The organism is Actinomyces urogenitalis DSM 15434 (genome assembly GCF_000159035.1).
GTDB classification, from domain to species: Bacteria; Actinomycetota; Actinomycetes; order Actinomycetales; family Actinomycetaceae; genus Actinomyces; species Actinomyces urogenitalis.
This window is the reverse complement of sequence record NZ_DS999575.1, coordinates 317,891-323,418: the sequence shown is the minus strand read 5'-3', so window position 1 is coordinate 323,418 and position 5,528 is coordinate 317,891. Positions and strand designations below refer to the sequence as shown.

Here is a 5,528-nt window from a genome sequence, read left to right as displayed (position 1 = left end):
CTAACTCCCCGCCGCCGCTTGACACACCACATAGGGGCACCCCCCCACCGCATTTCCATCGCTTCAGGCCCGGAACAGTCGGTCCCCATCCCCGCCACACCCGAACCGACTGTCCAGCGCCTAAACCGACATCTCTAGGCGTCTCACCGGCCCCGGCCCACCGGTCCAAGGCCTCAAGCGACACTGCCAGGAAACCCACCAGCCCCCGCCCAGTCACCCTTGCCCTGCTGGGGGCGCGCCCGGCACAACGATGGCGGCCGGTCACCTTCTCGGTGACCGGCCGCCATCGTTGTTCTGGGTGCCGCAGCTACCCGGCTCAGGCGTTGGGACGCTTGCCGTGGTTCGCGCTGGACTTCGCACGGGAACGACGCTTACGACCGCGCTTGCTCATAGTGGCCTCCTCAAGTCTGGACTGCCCAACCGGGCACTAACCACGGACCATCCTCGCACACAGCGCGATACCGCCACCACCGCAGACCTCATGAGCCCGGTCACGCCCACGCCCACCGGGCGGCGCCGCGCGCGCCGGCCACCGGAGGGAGCCAGGCCCGCCGCAGCCGCCTCAGTCCTGGCTGTAGCGCACCGTGCTCCGATAGGTCGTCACCGTCCGCCCCTCGTGCGTGACCTGCTCGTAGCTCGTCGCCCGCATGACGGACAGGCGTCCCAGCACCCGGGCCCGCAGCTCAGCAGGCGCCTGCTCGGCGCAGCGCGACCGCAGAATCTCACGCAGGTGGACCTCGGCGTCAGCCACCCGCGAGCAGTGCTCGCAGGTCGCCACGTGCTCAGCCAGCCGGCTGCTCAGGTCCCCGTCGCACTCGTGGTCAAGGAAGGCCTCCAGGTGGGCACGAGCCTCGGAGCAGGAGCACCCTGGCTCCCCCGTTCCCTCAGGCGTCCCCGGCTTCATCGCGTTCGACATCAGCGCGCCCCCTCCGCGTCCGCAGCCTCATCCCGCAGGTACCCCAGCTCGCGGGCGTGGTCCGCCAGCAGGTCACGCAGCTGCCGGCGCCCGCGGTGCAGGCGGGACATGACGGTTCCGATTGGGGTGTCCATGATCTCGGCGATCTCCTTGTACGAGAAGCCCTCCACGTCCGCGAGGTAGACGGCCAGGCGCCGGTCCTCGCTCAGCTCCTGGAGCGCGGCCTTGATGTCGTCGTCAGGCAGGTCGTCCAGCGCGAGGTTCTCGGCGCTGGGCAGACCGACTGAGTCGTGGGAGGCGGCGCGGTGCAGCTGCCAGTCCTCCACGGCGTCGGCGTCCGACTGCAGCGGCTCACGCTGCTTCTTGCGGTAGGAGTTGATGAAGGTGTTGGTCAGGATTCGGTAGAGCCAGGCCTTGAGGTTGGTGCCCGGGCGGTACTGGTGGAAGGCCGCGAAGGCCTTGGCGTAGACGTCCTGGACCAGATCCTCAGCATCGGCGCCGTTGCGGGTCATCCGCAGGGCCGCGCCGTAGAGCTGGTCCAGATAGGGCAGCGCATCCGCCTCAAAGCGGGCGGCGCGCTCGGCCTCGGTCTCCGTGCTCGGGGCACGGTCGATCTGCTCACCCGGCTCGCCGTCGGGATCAATCAGCTCGTCCAGGTCGCGCTTGTCCAGGGACGCGGGCACGTCATCCGCGCCGGCGGCCTGGGTCGTCTCGATCTCCCTCATCGCCCACGAGCCTAGCCCGCCGCCTGCCAGGATGCTGGCACGCGGCTGCCCGGCGGGTGCGATCGCGGTGGTACTGCTCATCGCTGCTCATAACGACGGCGGGGCCCACCTTGTTCCCATCCCCTCCTGGGTCGGCACGAGCCTGCGAAGGCTGGCACAGGCCGGCCAGGTGCGCGAGGATGAGCACATGGATCTTCTGCGTGCCTTCGCCCGCCCCATGCTCGCCGCCTCCTTCGTCATCGACGGCGTCGACGCCATCGCGCGCCCGCAGCGTCACGTCGAGAAGCTGGAGAAGGTCATGCCAACCTTCGAGAAGGCCGGCCTGCCGCCGTTGCTGACCTCGGACGCCACCATGCTCACGCGCGTGAGCGGCGCCGTCAGCGTCGTCGCCGGCCTCGGCCTGGCCACCGGCACCGCGCCACGCTCCTGCGCCGCGGTGCTCGCCGCCTTGAACCTTCCCCTCACCCTGGTCAACAACCCGGTGTGGACCGTGCGGAACAAGGCCCAGCGCAAGGAGACCCTGTCCGGGCTCATGCGCGGCGGCGCGGTGGGGGCCGGACTGCTGCTGGCCGCCGTCGACCGTGAGGGCAAGCCCTCCCTGGCCTGGCGCCGAGCCAACGCCCGCGCCCAGCGCGAGGCCATGGAGGCCGCCTACCTCTCCGCCGCCCAAGCCTGAGCGCCCCGGGCCACCCGCCCGGTCCCCAGCACCTGACGGCGAGGGCTGCCGGTTGAGGCAACCGGCAGCCCTCGCCGTGTCTGGGCCGTGTCACAAGCAGATGAACAACTAGGACCCAGGTCACACGCTAGGCTGACGGCGAGCGACACGACAACCAGCCGTCAGGAGATGCCATGAGTGAGCTGTCCGGCACCGAGGCCGACGTCATCTACACCTGGACCGACGAGGCGCCGATGCTGGCGACCCACTCCTTCCTTCCCATCGTGCGGGCCTTCGCGGGCTCGGCTGGCGTCAGCGTGGCCACCGCCGATATCTCCCTGGCCGGCCGGATCCTGGCCGCCTTCAACCTGGCCGACGACGACCTGGCCACCCTCGGAGCGCTGACCGCCTCCCCGTCAGCCACGATCGTCAAGCTGCCCAACATCTCGGCCTCCCTGCCCCAGCTCAAGGCCGCCATCGCCGAGCTCCAGGCTCAGGGCGTTGACCTGCCCGACTACCCGGACTCCCCCTCGACACCCGCCGAGCACGAGGCCCGCGGGCGCTACGACGCGGTCAAGGGGTCCGCCGTCAACCCGGTGCTGCGCGAGGGCAACTCCGACCGTCGGGCTCCGGCCGCGGTCAAGGCCTACGCCCGTTCCCACCCGCACTCGATGGGCGAGTGGAACCCCGGCTCGCGCACCCGCGTGGCCACCATGAGCTCGGGCGACTTCCGGCACAACGAGCGCTCCGTGGTCATTCCTGAGGCCGGGACCCTCCAGATCCGGCTGGTGCCTGCCGACGGCGCAGCCCCCCTCACGCTGCGCGAGTCACTTCCGGTCACGGCCGGGGAGGTTGTGGACGCCACCTCGATGTCCGCCCGGGCCCTGGACACCTTCCTGGCCGAGCAGGTCCAGCAGGCCAAGTCCGAGGACGTGCTGCTCTCGGTGCACCTCAAGGCCACGATGATGAAGGTCTCCGACCCGCTCATCTTCGCTCATGCGGTGCGCGCCTGCCTGCCCGGGGTCTTCGCAACCTACGGCGAGGTCCTGGCCGAGGCAGGGCTTCGGGCGGAGGACGGGCTCGCCTCGATCCTGGCAGGACTGGAGAACCTGCCCCAGGGCGAGCAGATTCGCGCGGCCATCCAGGACGAGCTCGCATCCGGCCCGGCGCTGGCGATGGTGGACTCAGACCGCGGGGTGACGAACCTGCACGTGCCCAGCGACGTCATCATTGACGCCTCGATGCCGGCGATGATCCGGGCCGGCGGCAAGATGTGGAACGCCCAGGGCCGCACGCAGGACACCCTGGCCGTCATCCCCGACTCCTCCTACGCCGGCGTCTACCAGGCCGTCATCGAGGACTGCAAGGCCAACGGGGCGCTGGACCCCACGACCATGGGCTCGGTGCCCAACGTCGGGCTCATGGCGCGCAAGGCCGAGGAGTACGGCTCGCATGACAAGACCTTCCTCATTCCGGCTGCGGGCCGGGTCGAGGTCGTGGTCACCGACGGCGCCGGCGCACCGGCTGGCACCGTGCTGCTGTCCCACGACGTCGAGGCCGGAGACATCTGGCGGGCGTGCCAGACGCAGGACGCGCCGGTGCGCGACTGGGTCTCCCTGGCGGTGCGCCGGGCACGGGCCACAGGCGCCCCAGCCGTGTTCTGGCTGGATCCGCAGCGCGGTCACGACCGCGTGATCCAGGAGCTCGTGGAGCGCTACCTGGCGAAGGAGAACACCGAGGGCCTGGACATCCGGATCATGGATCCGGTGGCGGCCACGAGGCTGTCCTTGGAGCGGGCCCGCCGCGGTCTGGACACGATCTCGGTGACGGGAAACGTGCTACGTGACTACAACACCGATCTCTTTCCGATCCTGGAGGTGGGTACGAGCGCCAAGATGCTCTCTGTGGTGCCGCTGATGAACGGCGGTGGCCTGTATGAGACGGGCGCGGGCGGCTCAGCCCCCAAGCACGTGCGTCAGCTGCTGGAGGAGGACTACCTGCGGTGGGACTCCCTGGGGGAGTTCCTGGCGCTGGCCGAGGCGCTGCGGCACGTGGCCGAGGTGCGCGGCAACGCGCGGGCCACGGTGCTTGCTGACGCCCTGGACGCTGCGACGACGCGGCTGCTGGAGGAGGACCGCTCGCCGGCCCGCCGCCTGGGCAGCGTGGACAACCGCGGCTCGCACGCCTGGCTGGCGCTGTACTGGGCTGCCGAGCTGGCCGCCCAGACCGCGGACGCAGGCTTGGCTGAGCGATGGGCCCCGGTGTCCGAGCGCCTGGCGGCCGCCAACGAGGCGGTTCAGGCCGAGCTGGTGACGGTGCAGGGGCGGCCGGTGGAGATCGGCGGCTACTACCGACCGGACCAGGCCCTCACAGACGCCGCCATGCGCCCGAGTGCCACGCTCAACGCCATCATCGACGCGATCTAGGCGGCGCAAGGGCATCCGCCCGCTACCCCTCCTCCTCTGCCGCTACCCTTCCATGCTGACCGCTACCCCGTCAGCACGCGCTACCGGGTGCGGGCGAGCCGGAGGGGTAGCGGATCTGCGTCAGGGGCAGCCAGGGCGTGGCAAGGGTGGCGAGCACACCTCCGATGACACACCTCATCACGACAAACAACACCACATCAGCTCAACCAGCACTGAAGAACCACAAGAACGCCCCCATTTCGCTGCCCACAGATCCCACACGGCCCACTAACAGCCCTCCCCTCCCGCGTCCTGCCTCGCCACCTCACCGGCCACAGCCTGGTCCGCCCCGCAGCAGCTCCCGCAAATCAGGACCTTTGTCCTTACATCACGTCGGCGATGATCCACGGGGGTCAAAGCATGTCGTTGATACCCTTTTCTTGTGCCTCAGTGTTTGAGGAACCGCGATCCGCAAGCCTGCCGTCCATCGCCTGCGACAATGCCCCTTGTGAACGACCCTGCCCGCACCTCCGTCGACGCTCCACCCAGGACCGCCAGCGCGCCAGGCGCCCCCTGGCCCGCGCCAGGCGCCCCAGGGCCGCTGGACGCCGTCGTGCCCCTGCCCGGTTCCAAGTCGCTCACGGTCCGCGCCCTCCTGCTCGCCGCCCTGGCCAGCGAGCCGACCATCCTGACCGGTGTCCTGCGTTCACGGGACACCGACCTCATGCGCACCGCCCTGGAAGCTTTCGGCGCCCGCTTCGATCCCGTGGACGCCGACGCCACGACCCTGCACGTCATCCCCGCACCCGCGCCCCTGCGCGTGCGCA

Annotated in this window: 6 protein-coding genes; 3 read left to right on the top strand and 3 right to left on the bottom strand. The window is 70.3% G+C overall.

What is annotated here, in order from left to right; translation table 11 throughout:
- Positions 1–316: 316 nt before the first annotated feature.
- The 3 genes from HMPREF0058_RS13495 to HMPREF0058_RS07345 form a co-directional block, all read right to left on the bottom strand.
- The gene (locus HMPREF0058_RS13495) at positions 317–391 is read right to left on the bottom strand and encodes a 50S ribosomal protein bL37 (RefSeq protein ID WP_374044920.1); all 75 of its coding nucleotides are present in this window, start codon (positions 389–391) and stop codon (positions 317–319) included.
- Between the two features lie 171 nt (positions 392–562).
- Positions 563–916, bottom strand: a complete 354-nt coding sequence (gene rsrA, locus HMPREF0058_RS07350; RefSeq protein WP_006549124.1) for a mycothiol system anti-sigma-R factor — start codon at positions 914–916, stop codon at positions 563–565.
- On the bottom strand, positions 916–1,641 hold the full coding sequence (locus tag HMPREF0058_RS07345) for a sigma-70 family RNA polymerase sigma factor (protein ID WP_006549123.1): 726 nt from the start codon (positions 1,639–1,641) through the stop codon (positions 916–918). The genes rsrA and HMPREF0058_RS07345 overlap by 1 nt, the downstream gene beginning before the upstream one ends.
- A 31-nt stretch (positions 1,642–1,672) precedes the next feature.
- Here HMPREF0058_RS07345 and HMPREF0058_RS07340 point away from each other — a divergent pair, with 31 nt between their 5' ends.
- From HMPREF0058_RS07340 to HMPREF0058_RS07330, 3 genes are all read left to right on the top strand, one after another.
- A complete protein-coding gene (locus tag HMPREF0058_RS07340) occupies positions 1,673–2,317 on the top strand; it encodes a DoxX family membrane protein (RefSeq protein ID WP_006549122.1) in 645 nt (214 codons plus the stop codon).
- A 173-nt stretch (positions 2,318–2,490) separates the two neighbouring features.
- Positions 2,491–4,722, top strand: a complete 2,232-nt coding sequence (locus HMPREF0058_RS07335; protein ID WP_006549121.1) for an NADP-dependent isocitrate dehydrogenase — start codon at positions 2,491–2,493, stop codon at positions 4,720–4,722.
- A gap of 478 nt (positions 4,723–5,200) precedes the next feature.
- A partial coding sequence (locus tag HMPREF0058_RS07330; RefSeq protein ID WP_500861372.1) for a carboxyvinyltransferase occupies positions 5,201–5,528 on the top strand: 328 nt, incomplete at its 3' end.